Source organism: Streptococcus sp. SV2 (assembly GCF_030440175.1).
GTDB lineage: Bacteria > Bacillota > Bacilli > Lactobacillales > Streptococcaceae > Streptococcus > Streptococcus raffinosi.
The window spans coordinates 22,668-42,499 of record NZ_JAQFJQ010000015.1; the positions used below are offsets into that span (position 1 = coordinate 22,668).

The following is a 19,832-nucleotide window of genomic DNA, read 5'->3' on the forward strand; positions in this document are numbered from 1 at the left end:
AATCGTGCGAACGGTTGTTTTTTCATGCACTGAAATAAAAAAGCCCAGCTAGTGCTGAGCTTTTAGGAGATTTATGAAAAAGAAAAGTTTTTTAGGATGGTATTAGTATAGCTTGGGTAGCTTAAAGGAAACTTAAGGCATCTAAAAAAACATCCAATTCCTTGGATGCTTTGTGAATTCTTAATGACGGAAATGTCTCACGCCTGTAAAGATCATTGTCAAACCATGTTTATCAGCTGCTTCGATTGACTCTTGGTCACGGACTGATCCACCCGGTTGGATGATTGCTTTGATACCTGCTTTAGCGATTTCTTCCACGTTATCTGCAAATGGGAAGAAGGCATCTGAAGCAAGAACAGCGCCGTCAAGACGGTCTTTAGCTTGATCAATGGCGATGCGGACAGATGCCACACGGTTAGTTTGACCAGGGCCAACACCAAGTGTCATGTGGTCGTTAGTCACGATGATACCATTTGATTTGACGTACTTGATAGCTTTCCAAGCAAACTCCAGAGCTGTCTCTTCTGTTTCAGTTGGTTGGCGTTTGGTAACCACTTGCCAGTCAGCTGGGCTTTCTTTAACAACGTCTTGGTTTTGAACGAGAAGTCCACCGACAACACCAGTGTATTCTGCTTCTGTTTCGCTGGCATCTTGAGCATCGAATGGCAACTCAAGGATACGCAAGTTTTTCTTTTTGGTAGTCAAGATTTCAAGCGCTTCGTCTGTGTAGCTTGGTGCAATGATGATTTCAAGGAAGACACCGTGCATTTTCTTAGCCGTCGCAGCGTCAACTTCACGGTTGAGAACGACGATACCACCGAAGATTGACACTGGGTCAGCTTCATAAGCGTAGTCCCAAGCTGTTTCAATGTCATCAGCTTGACCGATACCACATGGGTTCATGTGTTTGAGAGCCACAACTGTTGGACGGTCTTTGAAATCACGGATGATACGGATAGCAGCATCAGCATCACGGATATTATTGAATGACAATTCTTTACCGTTAAGTTGTTTAGCTGAAGCAATTGAGTAAGCCGTTGGCAAACCTTTTTGGTAGAAGTCTGCGTCTTGTTGAGGGTTTTCACCGTAACGCATAGGTTGCTTGAGGTCATAAGTCAAAGTGAGTTTTTCAGGTTTTGTTTCACCCACTTGAGCTGTGAAGTATTCTGCAATCAAAGCGTCGTATGAAGCTGTGTGACGGTATACTTTTGCTGCCAAACGTTGGCGAGTTTCGTAGCTTGTTTCGCCGTTTGCTGACAATTCGTCAAGCACAACCGCATAGTCAGCAGGGTCTACCACAACTGTTACGCTAGCGTGGTTTTTAGCTGCTGAACGAAGCATAGATGGCCCACCGATATCGATGTTTTCAACTGCGTCAGCGTAAGTCACGTCTGGTTTGAGGATGGTTTCCTTGAATGGGTAAAGGTTTACCACAACAAGGTCAATCAATTCGATATTATTGTCCTTAGCCGCTTGAAGGTGGCTATCGAGGTCACGACGAGCGAGGAGACCACCGTGGATATTTGGGTGAAGGGTCTTCACACGACCGTCCATCATTTCTGGAAAACCAGTCACATCATCAATAGCGATAGTGTCTACCCCCGCATTGTCAAGGACAACTTTGGTACCACCTGTTGAGATGATATCCCAACCTAATTTTTTGAGTTCTTGGGCAAATTCAACGATGCCCGCTTTATCTGAAACACTAATTAGTGCACGTTTAGTCATGTTTTTTCCTTTCATTTATCAAATTTTTGTCCCAGCTGGATCTACATACCAAAAATGATTACTATTTCTTTTACATTCTAAAGCTGGTACTTTCTTGGTAATCTTTCTTTTTTTAAAGTTTCCATTTTCATCATAATAATCAAGCCACTCATATGGTTTATTATAGTATTTCAATTTTCCACCACATTTTGGACACGGTTCGATATGTAATTTTTCAATATTCAATCTCTTTTTCTCACCACTAATTGCATAATTAAATTTAAGGGGATAACGAGTTTGATTCTTAGTAATTTTTCGCAAAGAAAAAATGATACCTGAAAAAATAAACAAACCTAAAAAAATAAACAAATAAATTTGCTTTTCTTGAACATTAGGAATATTCCCATTAAAAGAATTTTTAGCCCATTTTACAAACGGTTCAAAAAAATTGTAAAGTGGTAATAAACTTCCTATTGAAGCGAAGAAACCAATCCAACTCAATACTGCCATTGTAATTGGACTTCTCCAAATTGGTTCAGGTTCATAAGTAGCAACTTTTTCTGGTGGATCTTGATTAATTTGAATATTAACATCTCTACCAGCTTTGTTCTTCCAATTATTAAAACTATTACCCATCTTCTTTCTTCTCAACTCCCAAACTATCCAACACTTCTGGATAGAGTTTGTACTCTGCTTCGTGGATGCGAGTTTCGAAAGTGTCAAGGGTATCATCTTCAAGGCGTGGCACACGGACTTGTTTGATGACCTTACCTGTATCAACGCCAGAATCCACCCAGTGAATAGTTACACCAGACTGGTCAACACCTGCATTCCAAGCATCCTCAATGCCGTGAGCTCCTGGAAATTCTGGAAGATAGGCAGGATGGATATTGATGATACGACCTTCATAAGCTGCTAGCAAGGTTGGGCCAACGATTTTCATATAACCGGCCAAACAAACCAAATCAATCTGGTGATCATCCAAGAGTTTGACGATAGCCTCTTCATAAGCCGCTTTATTGTCAAATTCCTTGAGTTCAAAGGCATGGCTAACCACATTAAGATTTTTGGCACGTTCTAAGACATAGGCATCACGGTGATCTGAAAAGATAAATTCTACTGGAAATTGTTCCGCAATCACCTGAAAGTTTGAGCCGTTGCCAGAGGCAAAAACAGCAATCTTCATATTCGATACAAAGGGACGTTTCGGCTAGCCGAACAGTTTCGTAGAAAAATAGGAAATCATTGCTGGGTGCTTGCACACAAAATGATTTCTCTTTTTTCCTAGAAAATGAGTCCCGTGTTCAGTTAGGCTTACTAACCAAACACTCCTTTCTACAATTTCTCCGTACAAAATGGTGATAGCACCATTATTTAATCACCACACTTGCGCCATCTTTCTTCACAATACGACCGATTTCATAAACAGTTTCGTCAAGAAGTTCTTTGACGCGTTCAACATTTTCTGGTTTAACCGCAAGCATGAGACCAATACCCATGTTGAAGATTTCAAACATTTCTTCGTGTTTGATTTGGCCATACTTTTCAAGGGCTTTGAAAATTGGAAGAACTGGCACTTTGCTTTCGTCAATTTCAGCAGCCAAGTCATCTGAGAACATACGTGGTACATTTTCAATGAAACCACCACCTGTGATGTGAGCAATACCGTTAACCAATTCTTCTTTGATGAGTGGCAAAGCTGCTTTGACATAGATACGAGTTGGTTCAAGAAGAACGTCTTTAAGTTTTTTGCCTTCAAGTTCTGGAAGAACTTCTTCACCTGTGTAATCAGAAAAGACACGACGCACGAGTGAGTAACCATTTGAGTGGATACCACTTGAAGCAAGTCCAAGAAGCACGTCACCTTCAGCTACTTTTGAGCCGTCGATGATTTGAGATTTTTCTGCGATACCTACCGCGAAACCTGCCAAATCATAGTCGTCTTCACCATACATACCAGGCATTTCAGCAGTTTCACCACCAATAAGGGCTGCACCAGCTTGCACACAACCTTCAGCAACACCAGCAACGACCTGCTCCAATTTAGCTGGTTCATTTTTACCAGTTGCTACGTAGTCAAGGAAGTAAAGGGGCTCAGCACCTGCGGCGATGATATCGTTAACACACATAGCAACACAGTCTTGACCGATAGTATCGTGTTTGTCGTACTTAATAGCAAGCATGAGTTTAGTACCGACACCATCTGTACCTGAGATCAAAACAGGCTCTTTGACACCTGTTTTTGAAAGGTCAAACATACCACCGAAGCCACCGAGAGCTCCCATAACACCTGCACGCTCTGTACGGGCAACGTGTTTTTTGATACGTTCAACAACTTCATAACCTGCTTCAACATCCACACCCGATTGAGCGTAAGCATTTTTATTTGTCATTTTATTTATTCCTTTTTTTTTTTCGAGAAAGAGTGCGACGTATTTTTAGATGAACCATCTTTTTATCTAAAAATACTAGTCAGGTCTCTAGCTTTGACCCCATAGGGCAAAGTGTCTACTGACAAATGCTTTAGCTTTTAGTTAGTAGTGAGACGTGGAGCGTAAGCATTTTTAGACATAATTTTTTCCTCTTTTTTCTTCTGCACTGCTCTTAATAGAAAGAAGTGTGTTCTTTCAAACTTTCCAAATAGCGTTCTTCGTAGTCATACAATGGTGTTGGATATTTACCATCGAAGTAAGCCACACAAAGGCCACCGTTTGGTGCATCTGTGTCAATTCCAATAGAATCAATCAATCCATCAATAGACAAGTAAGTCAAGCTATCCGCTCCAATGATTTCGCGTGTTTCCTCAACTGTATGATTGGCCGCAATCAATTCCTTACGTGTTTGAATATCGATACCGTAGAAACATGGGTAGGCAAGGGCTGGGCTCCCGATTGCTACGTGGACCTCTGTCGCTCCTGCTTCTTTTAGCAAATTAACGATACGACGTGATGTTGTCCCACGTACAATAGAGTCGTCAATCATAACCACACGTTTTCCTTTAACAACACCTGATACGGCAGAGAGCTTCATACGAACCCCTTGCTCACGCAATTCTTGTGTTGGTTGGATAAAGGTACGTTGGGTGTATTGGTTTTTAATCAAGCCCATTTCATTTGGCAAGCCTGATTCTTCCGCAAATCCCATGGCTGCGCTAAGTGATGAATTAGGCACACCAACGACAATATCTGCTTCATGTTTGAACTCACGTGCCAATTGAGCACCCATACGTTTACGAGCTGTATGGACATTGACCCCTTGGATATTTGAATCAGGACGGGCAAAGTAGATATACTCCATCGAACAAACAGCCAATTGCGTATCCGTTGTATAGGTATCGTAAGTGATGCCATTATCATCGATGATAACAACCTCACCTGGATTTACATCGCGAATCCACTCTGCTCCAACCACTTCAAAAGCGCAAGTTTCAGATGAAACCACGATAGCACCGTTGGCCATCTTACCAATAGAAAGTGGACGGAACCCATTTGGATCCAAGGCTGCAATGAGCTTATCCTCAACCATAAGAAGATAAGCAAATCCACCTTTAACAGTATTCAAAGCTTCTTTAACTTTACCCATAAATGATGGGTTGTGGCTACGACGAATCAAGTGAGCTAAGATTTCTGAATCAGAAGTTGAGCTAAAAATAGCCCCATTCTTTTCCAACTCTCGTCTAAGTGACTCTGCATTAGTCAAGTTTCCATTATGAGCAAGACCTAATTGTCCATCGTGAAACTTAAACATGAAAGGTTGAATATTATCTACAGAAGCCTCACCAGCAGTCGCATAGCGGACATGACCGATAGCAGCTGTACCAGTCAACTTGTCCAAATTGGCTGGATTACGAAAAACTTCTGAGAGAAGCCCCATATCACGATGACGCTTCAATTGGCCCGCATCATTAGAGAGAATTCCTGCTCCCTCTTGACCACGGTGTTGGAGACTGTGAAGTCCGAAATAAGTTAATTTGGCAGCATCTGGGTGACCCCAGATACCAAAAACACCACATTCTTCATTAAGAGATTTAACTTCGTATGTCATTTTTTATACCTTTTATTTTTGATATTTTCCTTAGCTAGCCTAAACAAAAGCAGACATTTCTAACATCTTTTTCTAAGTGTTGAACTCAAAAATGCATCATTTTCAAGCTCTCTAAGACTACTGCTGTAGTGAAAAATATCCCTAATGAGCTCACCACGCTCGATTATTTCCCAGTAAAATATTTCACAGCTGAGGCAAAGAGGTGTTGGTCTTTGCTTCCTGGAATATTTTGGAAGAGTCCATCTTCAAAACGTTCTGAATGACCCATCTTACCAATGATTTGACCGTTCTTGCTTGTGATACCTTCAATAGCATTAACAGATCCGTTAGGATTGTATTTAGAATCCATGCTTGGTTTACCTTCGAAGTCAACATATTGGGTAAAGATTTGACCATTGTCACGTAGCTCAGCAAACTCTTCAGCTGTTACGACAAATTTACCTTCACCGTGTGATACTGGAATGGCATGGATATCACCAACTTCCACTCCGGCAAGCCATGGTGAATTCGTGTTGGCAATACGTGTTTCAACCATCTTAGCCACGTGTTGGTTGGCATCATTGTAGAAGAGGGTTGGACTCGTACTGCTTGCATCTTCAAAGTTACCGTATGGAAGGAGACCTGATTTGACAAGCGCCTGGAATCCGTTACAAATACCGATGATCAAACCACCACCTTCGATGAAACTATCGATAGCTGCACGTACTTTTTCATTGAGCAAGATGTTTACGATGAATTTAGCTGATCCATCTGGTTCATCCGCTGCTGAAAAGCCACCTGCAAAGAAGATAATGTTAGCTTTTTCGATATTGTCAACCATGGTGTCAACAGACTTGACAATTGCTTCTTCGTTAAGTGTGACAAATGGTACTAAGTTGACTTTTGCACCTTCTTTTTCAAAGGCCTTAGCTGAATCGTACTCAGAGTTGGTACCTGGGAATACTGGGATGTAAACCACTGGTGTTTCAACTGTTTCTTTAGCTTTGATAACATCATCCGATGCTACAGCAGGCACTTCTTCAAGTTCAGTTGCTTGTGCAAATTCAGTTGGATAAACCTCTTCCAATTTACCTTGGAAGGCACTGTCAAGCTTGTGTCCATCAAGGATTACGCCATTGACAACCAGTGTAAAGTCAGCCACTGTTTGTCCAATCTTGGCAACACCTGCAATGTCTTCAGGAGATGTGAAGACGAATCCACCCAATTGAGCTGTCAAGGCAGTCTCAAGATTTTCAAGGGTTACAGTGGCACCAATATGGTTACCAAATGTTGCAAGGGCAAGAGCTTCAAGGACACCACCATATTTAACAGCTGATGCAGATGTGACTTTATGATCAGCTTGGATAGCTTCAAACTTAGCAAAGTTAGACTTGATAAGATCAAAGTCAATTTCTTGTGCCAAAGCTTGACCTGGAATGTAATAGATGTTTTCACCAGCAGCTTTAAACTCCGGAGAAAGAACCTTACGGCTATCTGCTGTTGTCACACCAAAGGCAACCAAGGTTGGTGGTACTGTCAATTCTTCAAAAGTACCAGACATAGAGTCTTTACCACCGATAGATGGCAAACCAAGTTGAATCTGAGCTTCGATTGATCCAAGAAGAGCTGATACTGGTTGACCAAAACGGGCTGCTTGTTTATCCATACGCTCGAAGTATTCTTGATAAGAGAAACGAGCCTTAGACCAGTTTGCACCAACAGCAACCAAACGGGCTGTTGCTTCGATGACCGCATAAGCAGCACCATGATATGGGGACCATTCTGCGATATATGGGTTGAACCCTTGCGCCATGACAGAAGCCGTATGAGTCACTCCATGTTGGACTGGCAATTTCTGTACTGAAGCTTCAGTTGGTGTGATTTGGTAACGACCACCAAGTGGGTGATTGACTGTTGAACGACCAACTGAGCTATCAAAGATGGTTTGTAAACCTTTTTGACTAGCATGGTTAAGGTCAGCCAAGACTTCAAGAGTATCTGCTTCAAGGGTTTCAGCAGAGGTTTGGCGTTCTTCTGGAAGCTTGACATTCTTGTCAACCACCTTAGCATCTACAACTACACGTACCCCATTAGTATCAAGGAATCGACGTTCCAAATCAACGATGGTTTCGCCATTCCAGTGCATGACAAGATTTGGTTTTTCAGTCACTGTTGCAACGACAACAGCATCAATATTTTCTTTGTTACATTCAGCAACGAAGGCATCTACATCTTCCGGACGAACCACCACGGCCATACGTTCTTGAGATTCAGAGATGGCAATTTCTGTACCGTTCAAACCTTGGTATTTCAATGGCACTTTGTCTAGATCAATTTCAAGACCATCTGCCAATTCACCGATAGCCACACAGACACCACCAGCACCAAAGTCATTTGATTTCTTGATGAGACGTGTCACTTCACCATTACGGAAAAGACGTTGAATCTTACGTTCTTCGATGGCATTCCCTTTTTGAACCTCAGCACCAGCTGTTTCAACAGATTCAACCGTTTGAACTTTAGAAGAACCTGTCGCACCACCAACACCGTCACGTCCAGTCTTACCACCGAGCAAGATAATCACATCACCTGCTTCTGGTTTTTCACGGACAACATTTTCCTTAGGAGCCGCACCAACAACGGCACCTAACTCCATACGCTTAGCAACAAAACCTGGGTGGAAGTATTCACGAACATAAGTTGTTGCAAGACCAATTTGGTTACCGTATGAAGAATAACCATGAGCCGCCGTTTTAGAAATCACTTGTTGTGGCAATTTACCAGCACGAGTTTCAGCAATTGGTGTTGTGATATCACCAGCACCTGAGATACGCATAGCTTGGTAAACGTATGAACGACCTGACAATGGGTCACGAATGGCACCACCGATACAAGTAGCCGCACCACCAAATGGTTCAATTTCAGTTGGGTGGTTGTGAGTTTCGTTCTTGAACATAAGAAGCCATGGTTCTTTCACACCATTGACATCCACTTCAATTTCAACTGAGCAGGCATTGATTTCATCAGACACTTCCATGTCATCCAAACGACCATTGGCACGCTCATAACGACCAAAAATAGTCGCCATATCCATCAAAGTTTGAGGTTTTTCTGTACGTCCCAACTCATCACGCATGGCGATATATTTATCATAAGTCGCTTGCAATTGTTTTTGGAATTTAGAAGCTGAGAAGTCGATGTTTTTCAACTCAGTCTCGAAAGTTGTATGACGGCAGTGGTCAGACCAGTAAGTATCCAAAACCTTCAACTCAGTCTCAGTTGGCACACGTCCAATAGACTTGAAGTAATCTTGAATGAAGAGAAGGTCATCCACTTCCATTGCCAATCCTTGCTCTGCCTTATACTTAGCAAAATCTTCAGCCGTATAAGTTTCAAAGAAATCCAAGTTTGGAATAGTCTTGTCGGACTCAGAGAAATCCTGTTTCGCAATGCCAACAGTGATATCTTTGAAACGAGAGTCCACTGGGTTCAATAGGTAGTTTTTGACAGCTTCCAATTCATTAGCAGCAATATCCTTGTTAACCAAGTACAATTGAGCAGTATTCACCGTTACATCATTTGAACTACCCAGCAATAGCAAAGCTTCTTGTGAAGAGGCCGCACGTTGGTCAAATTGACCAGGCAAACTTTCAATGGCAAAGAAAGCATACTTCTCAAGATCAGCCTTCACTGCAGCTTCATCCAAAACAGTATCTGTCACTTGTTCAGAGAAGATATGTTTTTCTGCACGCGCAAACAAATCCTCTGCCAAATTAAAGACATCGTAAACCTGTACAATACGAAGGTCCTTCAAGGTTTTCAACTGAAGATTATGCTGTAATTCCTTTACTAAAGAGTGAGATTTCACACGAAAATCAGCTTTTTTCTCAACGAAAATACGTTTATCCATTTTATTTCCTTTATTTATTTCTACTTAAAAACTGCATTGGAGAGGAATTCAAAAAATTACTTCAAGCCTTGTAATTTTTCCAATACAACTTCATAAACATCTGTCAAGCTACCGAGATCACGACGGAAAACATCCTTATCCATGTGGTGACCTTTAGCATCCCAAAGACGGCAGTTATCTGGTGAAAATTCATCTGCCAAGATAATCTTGCCGTCCTTATCAAAGCCAAACTCCAATTTGAAGTCGATCAAACGAAGACCAATTTGTGCAAACCAATCTTTCAACAATTCATTGATACGACGTGTTTCTTCCTTGATATAAGCAATTTGTTCATCATTTGCAACACCCAAGAATTTCACGTGTTCGTCGTTGATAAACGGATCATCCAAATCATCGTTTTTATAATAAAACTCAACAATAGGTGTATCCAAGTTTATTCCTTCTTCAACACCAAAACGCTTTGAAAATGAACCTGCAGTCACGTTACGAAGAACAACCTCCAAAGGAATGATTTTCACCTTTTTATTGAGTTGTTCTGTGTCAGAAATACGTTCGATAAAGTGTGTTGCCACACCGGCAGCATTTAATTTTTCAAAAATAAGAGACGAAATCTGATTATTCAGCACACCTTTACCCTTAATAGTCTCCTTACGAGCACCATTAAGCATGGTTGCTTGGTCCTTATAGACCGACTTAATCACATTTTCGTCTTCTGTACTATAAATATCTTTAGCTTTCCCAGTATAAATCAGTTGGTTTGACATGGAATTGTTCGCCTTTCAAGTTTTTTCTTCTTCATTATACCATACAAAAAACCAAAAACCAACATATAACAAACTTTGTTACTTAGGTAAAATTAAATCGTTCGTGTTTAGTGGGTTATTTAGATTTTTTTAATAAATAATGTATAGAAAAAAAGGAGCCTGACAGAACTAAATCAAGGTAACATTTAGTTTCTTGTCCCACTCCTATAAGATATGAACTATAAATGCTGGCATAACTGCAGTACTAGATTCACTTGAAATCTAGAAACTAAAGTTTAACTAGCTTATCTGTTATTCAATTGCTCAGACAAATAATCCAACAAATCGGCTACCTTATCCATATGATCAATAGTATCATCAGAAATTTCAAGAGCAAACTCATCTTCCAAATTAATAATGAATTCCATAAGTTCTATTGAATCCACACCCAAGTCATCTAATTTAGTATCTTCGGTTAAAACAATGTCTTTATTCCCCATCTGATCCTGAATAACAAGTTGCATTTTATGAAGAATTTCTACTCTACTCATCATTCAGCCTCCTCTTTCGGACTAAAGGCTTCAACTAGTTGGTCAACTACCTTAGTATCAAGCATCGTACGAACTTGCTTAATGGTGTAATAAACTGCCTTAGCATCACTAGATCCATGACATTTTACTACGGGAGCTTTAAGACCAAAGAGAACCGCACCTCCGGCACTTGAGTAATCCATAGTCTTTTTCATACCTTGTAGACTATCCTTTAAGAGAAGAGCACCTAACTTAGCTTTAAGCCCACCATTCATGATGGCCGACTTAAGAGTCTTCATGGCACCAAGTCCCGTTCCTTCGATTGCTTTAAGAACCGCATTTCCTGTGAAGCCATCAGACACAATAACGTCAGCAGCACCAGACATGATTTCACGCGCCTCAACATTTCCGACGAAGTTAATACTGGGCTCCTGAGACAAGAGTTCGAAAGCTTCCTTACGAAGACTATCACCCTTAGTTTCCTCAGTCCCATTATTAAGTAGACCTACACGAGGGTTGGCAATTCCACGAACATTTTTTGCATAGAAGGATCCTAAAATCGCATATTGATGCAAGTGACTAGCTGTATTTTCTGCATTAGCACCTAAATCAAGCATATCAAAGGGTTGACCTGTAAAACTTGGCATTGTTGACATCAGACCTGGACGCTCAACTCCCTTAATACGTCCAACCACAAAGAGACCTGCTGCCAGGAGAGCACCTGTATTCCCTGCAGAAATCACTGCATCTGCTTTTTTCTCCTTAACAGCTTGTGCACCCAAAACCATAGATGCTTTCTTTTTCTTGCGAATGGCTTTAGCTGGCTCGTCATCTGAATTTATCTTTTCATCGGTATGTACAATGCTCACACGTTCAGACGCTGTCAAATAGGTCTTAATTTTAGTTTCATCACCATAAAGCTGGATTTCAATATCTTTGAAATCTGACAAAGCCTGATTGACTCCTTCTACAATTGCTTGTGGCGCATTATCGCCACCCATAGCATCAACTGCAATTACATGCATAGCATTCTCCCTCTCATCCTCTGCTCTAAAAAAATAGACTCGAATTTTCATCAATCAAACAATCTATAATTAAAATAGACATATCCAATTTTCTATTTCCAGCAGAGTCTTTCAGCTTATTATCTTCTTATTATAGCACGAACTGACCTGCATTTTAACCCCTGAGCCTGAAAACCTTTGATTCACTGTTTCACGTGAAACAAAAAAAGACAATGCCTAATCAGCACTATCTTCCTTATCCATGATATAAGCCCATGAATTTAGATTATCAATAAACTTCTTACTTTTAAGATGTATCCCAATATAATTATCATAGAGCTCATCAATAAATTGTCGCAACTTTCGTTTCATGTCATCCTTCACAGATATGCTTCTCAATTCTTTAAACGAAAGTCCCTGAAAGCGATCTAAAAGATAAGGCACATTAGGGTCCAAGTGACTACGCCTTTCATCCTCTGCATAGTGATTTGGACAAAGTAAACCTGAGTACTTATACGAGAAATCAAAAGGAAGCCCTACACGATGACAAAAGACACACTCGTGAAAATTCAATTTTACACCAAAACGGTCCAAAACCTGAACCTCAAAAATATTAGTCAGAATTTCGTAATCTAGACCTTCTTCCATTAATTCAAGCGTCTTCTCCAAAAATGCAAATAATTGCTCATCCACCATACCATCAGCAATAGCGGCATCCGTCAATCCAGCCAAATAAGTCGCATAAGACAACTTGAAAATATCGCTTGTAATTTCCTTGAAGGACTCTGCCTGGCTATAATCTTCTATGAAAGATAGACCTTCATCATTTACAGTCATCATGAATTCAGCGATGGTCAAAGGTTGAATGACAGCACTTAATTTACCTGCCCCACCACCTCTAACAAAAAACATCCGTTTTCCAGCTTGCTTAGTAAAAATCTTAACTAGTTTATCATTCTCACGATAATTACGATTGAAGAGGACAAGCCCTCTACTCTCAAGCTTCTGCATGTTCTTCCATAAACTCTTTCAAACGAGTCATAGCTGTTTCAATAGTATCCATGCTAGCTGCATATGACAAGCGAACATAGCCTTCACCATACTTCCCAAAGGCAACACCAGGGATAATCGCAATAGCCTTTTCACGTGCAAAGTCTTGGCAGAACTTAAAGGAATCTTGAGTATAGCCTTCTGGAATCTTAGCAAAGATGTAGAAAGCACCATCAGGTTTAATAATCTTGAAACCAAGTTCAGACATTTTTTCAAGAATATAATCACGACGTTTCAAATACTCAACTTTCATTGGTTGTGCATCATCCTTACCAGCAGATAAGGCTTCAATAGCTGCAAATTGTGCCATAGTAGCTGCAGCCGTCACCAAATACTGGTGACTCTTAATCAACTGAGCCGTCAAAATTGCTGGTGCAAAAATCAAACCAATACGCCAGCCTGTCATCGCATGAGACTTAGACAAGCCGTTGATCAAAATCGTTTGTTCCGGTAAATATTCCGCAATAGAGACATGATGATCCACATAAGTTAGCTCAGAGTAGACTTCATCACTAACAACAAAAATATCGTATTTTTTCAAGACTTCAGCCAAATCTGAAATCTGTTGACGCGAATAGGTCACACCAGTTGGGTTGGTTGGATAGTTAAGCAAAACTGCTTTAAGATTATCTCCCTGCTCCAAAATTGCCTTTTCTAACATCTCTGGAGTCAAAACAAAATCATTAGCAGTTGTATCAATTTCAACAATTTCAGCACCAACTAGATTAGCAATAGGTTCGTATCCAGGATATGCTGGTGCAGGAAGAAGAACTGTATCACCAGGTTCTAAGATAGCTGTCAAAGTCGCAGAAAGGGCTTCTGTTGCCCCAATAGTCACCAAAATCTCATTATCTGGGTTATAAGTAAGATTATATTTTTCCTTAACAAAATCCGCAGCTGCTTGACGTAAGACAGGAAGACCTGCCATACCTGTATAGTGCGACTGGTTAGCATCAATAGCAGCTTTAGCAGCTTCTTTTACATGATCTGGAGTTGTAAAATCAGGTTCACCAAGTGTCAACTTTTTGATCCCTGGTACATCTGAAATTGATTGGTCAAACTGACGAATCATTGAAACTTCAATCTTATCTAAATTTTTATTAAAACGTTGTGTTAAATCCATCACGGTCACCTCTTTGCAATTATGCCTTACATTATATCAAAAACTCAAACGCATTTAAACACCAAAAAAGCTAGCCTAGGCTAGCTTTAGTCTATTTATGGCCCATTTCAAACAATGGTGACAACGGACGTTTTTCATGAATACGAATGATTGCCTCAGAAATTAAATCAGCAATAGAAATTTGCTCAATCTTATCAATCAATCGTTCTTCTGGAAGATAAATCGTGTCAAGCACGACAAGTTTTTCAATAGCAGATTTTTGAATATTATCAAGTGCTGGACCTGACAATACAGGGTGTGTACATGATGCAAAGACATGAGTTGCACCAGCCTCAGCAAGCGCATCTGCCGCATGACAGATAGTACCTGCAGTATCAATCATATCATCAATCAAGATACATGTTTTACCTTCAACATTACCAATGATATTCATAACTTCAGAAGTGTTCATTTTATCAACACTACGACGTTTGTCAATGATAGCGATTGGCGTTTTCAAACATTGTGCCAATTTACGCGCACGAGTCACACCACCATGATCCGGAGAAACAACAACTACATCATCTCCAGTAAGACCAGCACGATCAAAGTAATCAGCAATAAGAGGAGCACCCATCAAATGGTCTACAGGAATATCAAAGAATCCTTGAATTTGGGCAGCATGAAGGTCCACAGTCAAAAGACGATCAACACCAGCCACCTCAAGCATATTAGCAACCAATTTAGATGTGATTGGTTCACGTGAACGAGCCTTACGGTCTTGACGTGCATAACCATAGTAAGGCATGACAACACTAACTGTCTCAGCACTCGCACGTTTTAGCGCATCAACCATGATCAAGATTTCCATCAAATTATCATTTACAGGAGAGCTTGTAGATTGAAGAATAAAGACGTGATGACCACGGATAGACTCTTCAATATTAACTTGAATCTCGCCATCTGAAAACTCACGAACACTTGATTTTCCAAGTTCAATACCCATTTTATCAGCAACTTTTGCTGCCAATTCCTGGTTAGACGACAAAGCGAACAACTTTAAATTCGTATAAGACATGATTTCCTCCAAAATATTTACTACTCCATTCTACCTTTTTTTAAACTGATTTTCAACGTCAAATAAATGGTGTCATAGGAACTTAACAAGTATCATAAGATACAATTATTAATAACAGTAATTTGCTATCTAAATGTCTATATCATAACACCCATTTTGAAAAACAAAAAACGATTCGAAAACATTCGAATCGTATCTTTAATATCATTATGGATAAATATAGTATACAGAACCACCGTGAGCTGATGATGTAGGATCAAATGTACCACGGTAATTACCAATTGACATGTTACCAGCGTAGTTTGATTCCATAACTTGAATTGAGTTTGCACCTGATGCTGATGTAACGTAAGCTACGTGACCGTAACCACCACCATCATTTGGCCAAACTGCAATTGCACCGGCTACAGGAGTTGTACCTACTGAGTGACCAGCTGCTTGCGCACTAGCAATCCAGTTTTTAGCATTACCCCAGTTATTACCAGCCCATGAAGCCAATGATTTTGCACCCCAAGTACATTGTCCAACTGGATATGTATTAGGTGTCGCAGCGGCTTCAACTTTAGCTGTTTCAGCTGGTGCTGCAGGAGCCGGAGCTTCTGATGCAGCTGGTGCTTCACTAGCTGGTGCCTCTGAAGTAGAGGCAGGAGCAGCTTCTGAAGTTGCAGGAGCAGTCGACTCTGGTTGTTCTTGACTAGCTGGCGCTGCAGGTTCTTGTGCTGCTTCTGATGTTTCTGTCGCTTGACTTGCTGGTGCTTCTGAAGTAGAAGCTGCAGGTGCTTGTGCTTCTGATGTTTCTGATGAAGCTGGTGCTTGTGCAGCCTCTGAAGCTGTCGATGTTTCAGAAGCTGGTGCCTCTGAAGGCTGAGCTACAGCTTGTGAAGTTGCTGCCGCTTCTGATTGTGCTACTGATGCTGCCGCTTCTGAAGAAGCCACAGCTTGTGCAGCTGCCTCTGATTCAGCAACTGCTTGAGATTGTGCTACCGATGCAGCAGTAGATGCAGCTGCAGATTCAGCAGTTGATTTAGCAGAAACAAGTGATGTTTTCTCATTTTGAGCTGTTGTCAATTCAGCAGCCAAAGCAACTTGTGCTGCTTCAAGTTCTGCTTGTTGAGTTGTCAAACCAGCTTCTGTTGTTTCAAGTTCTGACTTATTAGCTGCGATAGTATTAATTGCAGCTTGATTTTCTTCTTGCTTAGCAGCAAGCTCTTTTTGATCAGACTCTTGTTTTGTCAACATATCATTATTCGCTGTTACCACTTTTGAAATAGCTGTAATGCGAGTAATCGCTTCAGAGATTGACTTAGAATTCAAAATAGAGTTAATGTAGCTAGTCGCAGTATTATTTTGTTGAGCACTACGAGCTTGTTTAGCCAAAGAATCTTGGCGAGCCACAATTTTACTTGATAATTCTTGAATCTCAGATTCTAATCCTGCTGATACTTTTTCAAGTTCCGCATTTTTAGCTTCTAATTCTGATTTCTGAGTTCTAAGAGTTGATACTTGTGATTGAATTGTAGTAACTTGAGCTTGTGCAGTCTCTTGTTGAGAAGCAAGGTTACTAATTGTGTTATCTGCAGCAGCGATTTGCGAATCATAATCCTCTGCATGTACAGTTGCAGCTGCTGAAAGGGTTACACCACTTACCAGCACTGCTGAAAGAATACGTTTTTTCATAATATAAAATACTACTCCTTTTCGATAAGACCTTATAATTGTATCAAAAAATGACGCAAACTTTGTTACGTCAATATTACAGTTCTATTTAAATCTATCAACTGACAGATACAAAAATAATTTTTCAATAATAGGTTTAGTTAAAATAAACATTAAAAGATTAAAAAACAAACTAGGGCTTAATTGATAAATAATAAAATCAGTTATGGACTCGTTTGAGTAACCATATAATAATACAAACCCAAAATTGATGATGTCAAAAATAAATAAGGATAAGAAGACTAATAGTAAATCAACGTAAGCGTTTCGTTTAACAAATCGAGATAACTGTGTCAATAGAAAACATAAAATGGGAAGAGTAAGGATAACTATACCAATTGTTTTAAAATAGTAAGTGTCATAAATAAAGCCAAGAAAAATGAGATAAAGGTATGACAATCTACTAGTAGATAAGTTTAAAGTCATTAAAAAGACATATATAATAAAAAGGTGAGATGATAGAAAAAATTCTGGAGACAAATAATGATTAAGTATCATCGAAATATGACCATCCCATAGAAAAGGAATGAAACTAAGTAAAAAAGGAACAAAAGAATACTTAGAGAAATTCATATTATTTACCATCTCCAACTAAAGTAACATAAGAAATTTTATCAAAATCTGCATAAGGTTTTACAAAAATAGTTCGATTTCCTTCATAATCACTTACAGATTCAACGGTTCCAATTGGAACACCCTTTACAGAGACATCATCCAAACCGCTAGTAACCACTTCTGTACCCTTCTTAATATTTTCTGAAGAGTTAAGTTGTGTCATTTTTAAAAGCTTCTTTTTATTATCATAATTTGAAATGATGCCAAAAATCTGATTTCCATCCTCAGAAATAACACTAGAAGCTAAATAAGTATCACTAAGACTACCTGAGAGTAAAGAAATGGTAGTACTATCATCATAAACTTTTGTCACAAAACCTATGACACCACCATTAGATGTTGCTAACATAGACTTGCTAACATTCTTAGATTTACCAACATTAATCGTTAACTCTTTTAACCAATTAACTGAAGGTCGCATAGAAACTTCGGCTGTTATAACATTATCTCGACTAAGCTTATCTGAAAGATTCAAAGAAGCCCTTAGAGAATCATTTTCTTCTTGTAAATTGGAAATGATTGCAGATTGATTCTGAAGTGAGGATAAGGACTTTTTTAAATCCCTGTTCTCAGAATAAGTTGATAACAAATCAGAGATGACATTATGCGATTTAGTTAAAGCGACAAAAGGAATTGAGACCACAGAATCCACCTTAGAAATAACTCCCGAAACATTAGAAGATAAATCCTTCGTCAACTTTTTATTTGTAAAAAGAAAAGAAAAAAACATAACAAAAAAAAGAAAAGTAATAAATCCATAGAGAAGAAATTTGTAAAAACTATTTTTCATTTTGTCACCTCTGTAAACAGTAAAAGAAAACGAATTATCTTACTAGATAATTCGTCATAATACGGAGAATGGGGGATTCGAACCCCCGCGCCAGTTACCCGACCTAACGATTTAGCAAACCGTCCTCTTCAGCCTCTTGAGTAATTCTCCAATATGGGCACGAGTGGAATCGAACCACCGACCTCACGCTTATCAGGCGTGCGCTCTAACCATCTGAGCTACGCGCCCAAGCTAAATGCTTGGCTATTTATTCCAAATAAAGCGGGTGACGAGAATCGAACTCGCGACAACAGCTTGGAAGGCTGTAGTTTTACCACTAAACTACACCCGCTAAACAAAATGGCGCGAGACGGAATCGAACCGCCGACACATGGAGCTTCAATCCATTGCTCTACCAACTGAGCTACCGAGCCAAATTGCGGGAGCAGGATTTGAACCTACGACCTTCGGGTTATGAGCCCGACGAGCTACCTAGCTGCTCCATCCCGCGATAAAATTAAGGAGGATGTGGGATTCGAACCCACGCACGCTTTTACACGCCTGACGGTTTTCAAGACCGTTCCCTTCAGCCGGACTTGGGTAATCCTCCAAATAATATAAACAATATATGGACCTTGTAGGACTCGAACCTACGACCGCTCGGTTATGAGCCGAGTGCTCTAACCAGTTGAGCTAAAGGTCCAAGTAATCCATATATGATATAGCGGCGAAGGGGATCGAACCCCCGACCTCCCGGGTATGAACCGGACGCTCTAGCCAGCTGAGCTACACCGCCATAAATCGGGAAGACAGGATTCGAACCTGCGACCCCTTGGTCCCAAACCAAGTGCTCTACCAAGCTGAGCTACTTCCCGATAACATGCACCCTAGAGGAGTCGAACCTCTAACCGCCTGATTCGTAGTCAGGTACTCTATCCAGTTGAGCTAAGGGTGCTCTTTATTAAATTATGCCGAGGACCGGAATCGAACCGGTACGAAAGTTTCCTTTCGCAGGATTTTAAGTCCTGTGCGTCTGCCAGTTCCGCCACCCCGGCTCCTCAAGCGAACGACGGGATTCGAACCCGCGACCCCCACCTTGGCAAGGTGATGTTCTACCACTGAACTACGTTCGCAAAGAATGCCGGCTACATGACTTGAACACGCGACCCTCTGATTACAAATCAGATGCTCTACCAACTGAGCTAAGCCGGCTATCTCTTTTATGCGGGTGAAGGGACTTGAACCCCCACGCCGTTAAGCGCCAGATCCTAAATCTGGTGCGTCTGCCAATTCCGCCACACCCGCATATATGACCCGTACTGGGCTCGAACCAGTGACCCATTGATTAAAAGTCAATTGCTCTACCAACTGAGCTAACGAGTCTCAAATATTTCTACTTGAACGGTCCCGACGGGAATCGAACCCGCGATCTTCGCCGTGACAGGGCGACGTGATAACCGCTACACCACGGGACCTATGGGAGTTAACGGGATCGAACCGCTGACCCTCTGCTTGTAAGGCAGATGCTCTCCCAGCTGAGCTAAACTCCCTCTTGGTCGTTTAACTCAGCCAACGGTCAGAAACT

General features: G+C 40.6%; 15 protein-coding genes and 17 tRNA genes. All 32 read right to left on the bottom strand.

The genetic code is table 11. The features are described 5' to 3' along the window. Positions 1–180 precede the first annotated feature (180 nt). Positions 181–1,728, bottom strand: coding sequence for a bifunctional phosphoribosylaminoimidazolecarboxamide formyltransferase/IMP cyclohydrolase (gene purH, locus PCY14_RS07860; RefSeq protein WP_301363383.1), 1,548 nt, complete (start codon positions 1,726–1,728; stop codon positions 181–183). Positions 1,729–1,746: 18 nt separating this feature from the next. Next, positions 1,747–2,343 (bottom strand): hypothetical protein, encoded by a 597-nt coding sequence (locus tag PCY14_RS07865; protein WP_060933730.1) that lies wholly within the window; start codon positions 2,341–2,343, stop codon positions 1,747–1,749. Next, the gene (purN, locus tag PCY14_RS07870) at positions 2,336–2,893 is read right to left on the bottom strand and encodes a phosphoribosylglycinamide formyltransferase (protein ID WP_021151312.1); all 558 of its coding nucleotides are present in this window, start codon (positions 2,891–2,893) and stop codon (positions 2,336–2,338) included. Before purN ends, PCY14_RS07865 begins: the two co-directional genes overlap by 8 nt. A gap of 184 nt (positions 2,894–3,077) precedes the next feature. Beyond that, a complete protein-coding gene (purM, locus tag PCY14_RS07875) occupies positions 3,078–4,100 on the bottom strand; it encodes a phosphoribosylformylglycinamidine cyclo-ligase (protein ID WP_301363385.1) in 1,023 nt (340 codons plus the stop codon). Between the two features lie 211 nt (positions 4,101–4,311). Beyond that, positions 4,312–5,751 (bottom strand): amidophosphoribosyltransferase, encoded by a 1,440-nt coding sequence (gene purF / locus PCY14_RS07880; protein WP_021144783.1) that lies wholly within the window; start codon positions 5,749–5,751, stop codon positions 4,312–4,314. A 163-nt stretch (positions 5,752–5,914) separates the two neighbouring features. Next, positions 5,915–9,640: a phosphoribosylformylglycinamidine synthase gene (locus PCY14_RS07885; RefSeq protein WP_301363387.1), complete on the bottom strand. Its 3,726-nt coding sequence runs from the start codon at positions 9,638–9,640 to the stop codon at positions 5,915–5,917. A 56-nt stretch (positions 9,641–9,696) separates the two neighbouring features. Further along, positions 9,697–10,404 carry a phosphoribosylaminoimidazolesuccinocarboxamide synthase gene (gene purC / locus PCY14_RS07890; protein ID WP_002888608.1) on the bottom strand — a complete coding sequence of 236 codons (708 nt, stop codon included), beginning with the start codon at positions 10,402–10,404 and terminating at the stop codon, positions 9,697–9,699. 284 nt (positions 10,405–10,688) lie between these two features. Continuing rightward, a complete protein-coding gene (locus PCY14_RS07895; RefSeq protein ID WP_002888609.1) occupies positions 10,689–10,934 on the bottom strand; it encodes a phosphopantetheine-binding protein in 246 nt (81 codons plus the stop codon). Then, positions 10,934–11,938 carry a phosphate acyltransferase PlsX gene (gene plsX / locus PCY14_RS07900; protein ID WP_021151310.1) on the bottom strand — a complete coding sequence of 335 codons (1,005 nt, stop codon included), beginning with the start codon at positions 11,936–11,938 and terminating at the stop codon, positions 10,934–10,936. Before plsX ends, PCY14_RS07895 begins: the two co-directional genes overlap by 1 nt. Before the next feature lie 216 nt (positions 11,939–12,154). Beyond that, a complete protein-coding gene (recO, locus tag PCY14_RS07905) occupies positions 12,155–12,928 on the bottom strand; it encodes a DNA repair protein RecO (RefSeq protein ID WP_021151309.1) in 774 nt (257 codons plus the stop codon). Next, positions 12,915–14,090, bottom strand: coding sequence for a pyridoxal phosphate-dependent aminotransferase (locus tag PCY14_RS07910; RefSeq protein WP_021151308.1), 1,176 nt, complete (start codon positions 14,088–14,090; stop codon positions 12,915–12,917). The genes recO and PCY14_RS07910 overlap by 14 nt, the downstream gene beginning before the upstream one ends. A 91-nt stretch (positions 14,091–14,181) precedes the next feature. Continuing rightward, positions 14,182–15,147, bottom strand: coding sequence for a ribose-phosphate diphosphokinase (locus PCY14_RS07915; protein WP_008536329.1), 966 nt, complete (start codon positions 15,145–15,147; stop codon positions 14,182–14,184). A gap of 207 nt (positions 15,148–15,354) precedes the next feature. Next, the gene (locus PCY14_RS07920) at positions 15,355–16,824 is read right to left on the bottom strand and encodes a CHAP domain-containing protein (protein ID WP_021151307.1); all 1,470 of its coding nucleotides are present in this window, start codon (positions 16,822–16,824) and stop codon (positions 15,355–15,357) included. 84 nt (positions 16,825–16,908) lie between these two features. After that, complete coding sequence (gene mreD / locus PCY14_RS07925; RefSeq protein ID WP_008536332.1) at positions 16,909–17,436, bottom strand: rod shape-determining protein MreD; 528 nt, start codon at positions 17,434–17,436, stop codon at positions 16,909–16,911. A 1-nt stretch (position 17,437) separates the two neighbouring features. Then, the gene (gene mreC / locus PCY14_RS07930; protein ID WP_060934002.1) at positions 17,438–18,268 is read right to left on the bottom strand and encodes a rod shape-determining protein MreC; all 831 of its coding nucleotides are present in this window, start codon (positions 18,266–18,268) and stop codon (positions 17,438–17,440) included. 62 nt (positions 18,269–18,330) lie between these two features. Next, a tRNA-Ser gene (locus PCY14_RS07935) sits at positions 18,331–18,418 on the bottom strand. Positions 18,419–18,422: 4 nt separating this feature from the next. Beyond that, a tRNA-Ile gene (locus PCY14_RS07940) sits at positions 18,423–18,496 on the bottom strand. A 32-nt stretch (positions 18,497–18,528) separates the two neighbouring features. Next, a tRNA-Gly gene (locus PCY14_RS07945) sits at positions 18,529–18,599 on the bottom strand. Between the two features lie 9 nt (positions 18,600–18,608). Continuing rightward, a tRNA-Phe gene (locus PCY14_RS07950) sits at positions 18,609–18,681 on the bottom strand. A gap of 3 nt (positions 18,682–18,684) precedes the next feature. Then, positions 18,685–18,758, bottom strand: a tRNA-Met gene (locus tag PCY14_RS07955). A gap of 9 nt (positions 18,759–18,767) precedes the next feature. After that, positions 18,768–18,857 (bottom strand) — tRNA-Ser (locus PCY14_RS07960). Between the two features lie 19 nt (positions 18,858–18,876). Then, a tRNA-Ile gene (locus tag PCY14_RS07965) sits at positions 18,877–18,950 on the bottom strand. Positions 18,951–18,969: 19 nt separating this feature from the next. Further along, positions 18,970–19,043 (bottom strand) — tRNA-Met (locus tag PCY14_RS07970). Between the two features lie 5 nt (positions 19,044–19,048). Beyond that, positions 19,049–19,122: transfer RNA gene (locus PCY14_RS07975), tRNA-Pro, on the bottom strand. Positions 19,123–19,128: 6 nt separating this feature from the next. Beyond that, positions 19,129–19,202, bottom strand: a tRNA-Arg gene (locus PCY14_RS07980). Between the two features lie 14 nt (positions 19,203–19,216). Further along, positions 19,217–19,302, bottom strand: a tRNA-Leu gene (locus PCY14_RS07985). 6 nt (positions 19,303–19,308) lie between these two features. Then, positions 19,309–19,380: transfer RNA gene (locus PCY14_RS07990), tRNA-Gly, on the bottom strand. 6 nt (positions 19,381–19,386) lie between these two features. Then, positions 19,387–19,459, bottom strand: a tRNA-Thr gene (locus PCY14_RS07995). A gap of 11 nt (positions 19,460–19,470) precedes the next feature. Further along, positions 19,471–19,552 (bottom strand) — tRNA-Leu (locus PCY14_RS08000). A 5-nt stretch (positions 19,553–19,557) separates the two neighbouring features. Next, a tRNA-Lys gene (locus PCY14_RS08005) sits at positions 19,558–19,630 on the bottom strand. Between the two features lie 19 nt (positions 19,631–19,649). Continuing rightward, positions 19,650–19,722: transfer RNA gene (locus PCY14_RS08010), tRNA-Asp, on the bottom strand. 2 nt (positions 19,723–19,724) lie between these two features. Continuing rightward, a tRNA-Val gene (locus PCY14_RS08015) sits at positions 19,725–19,797 on the bottom strand. Positions 19,798–19,832 lie beyond the last annotated feature (35 nt).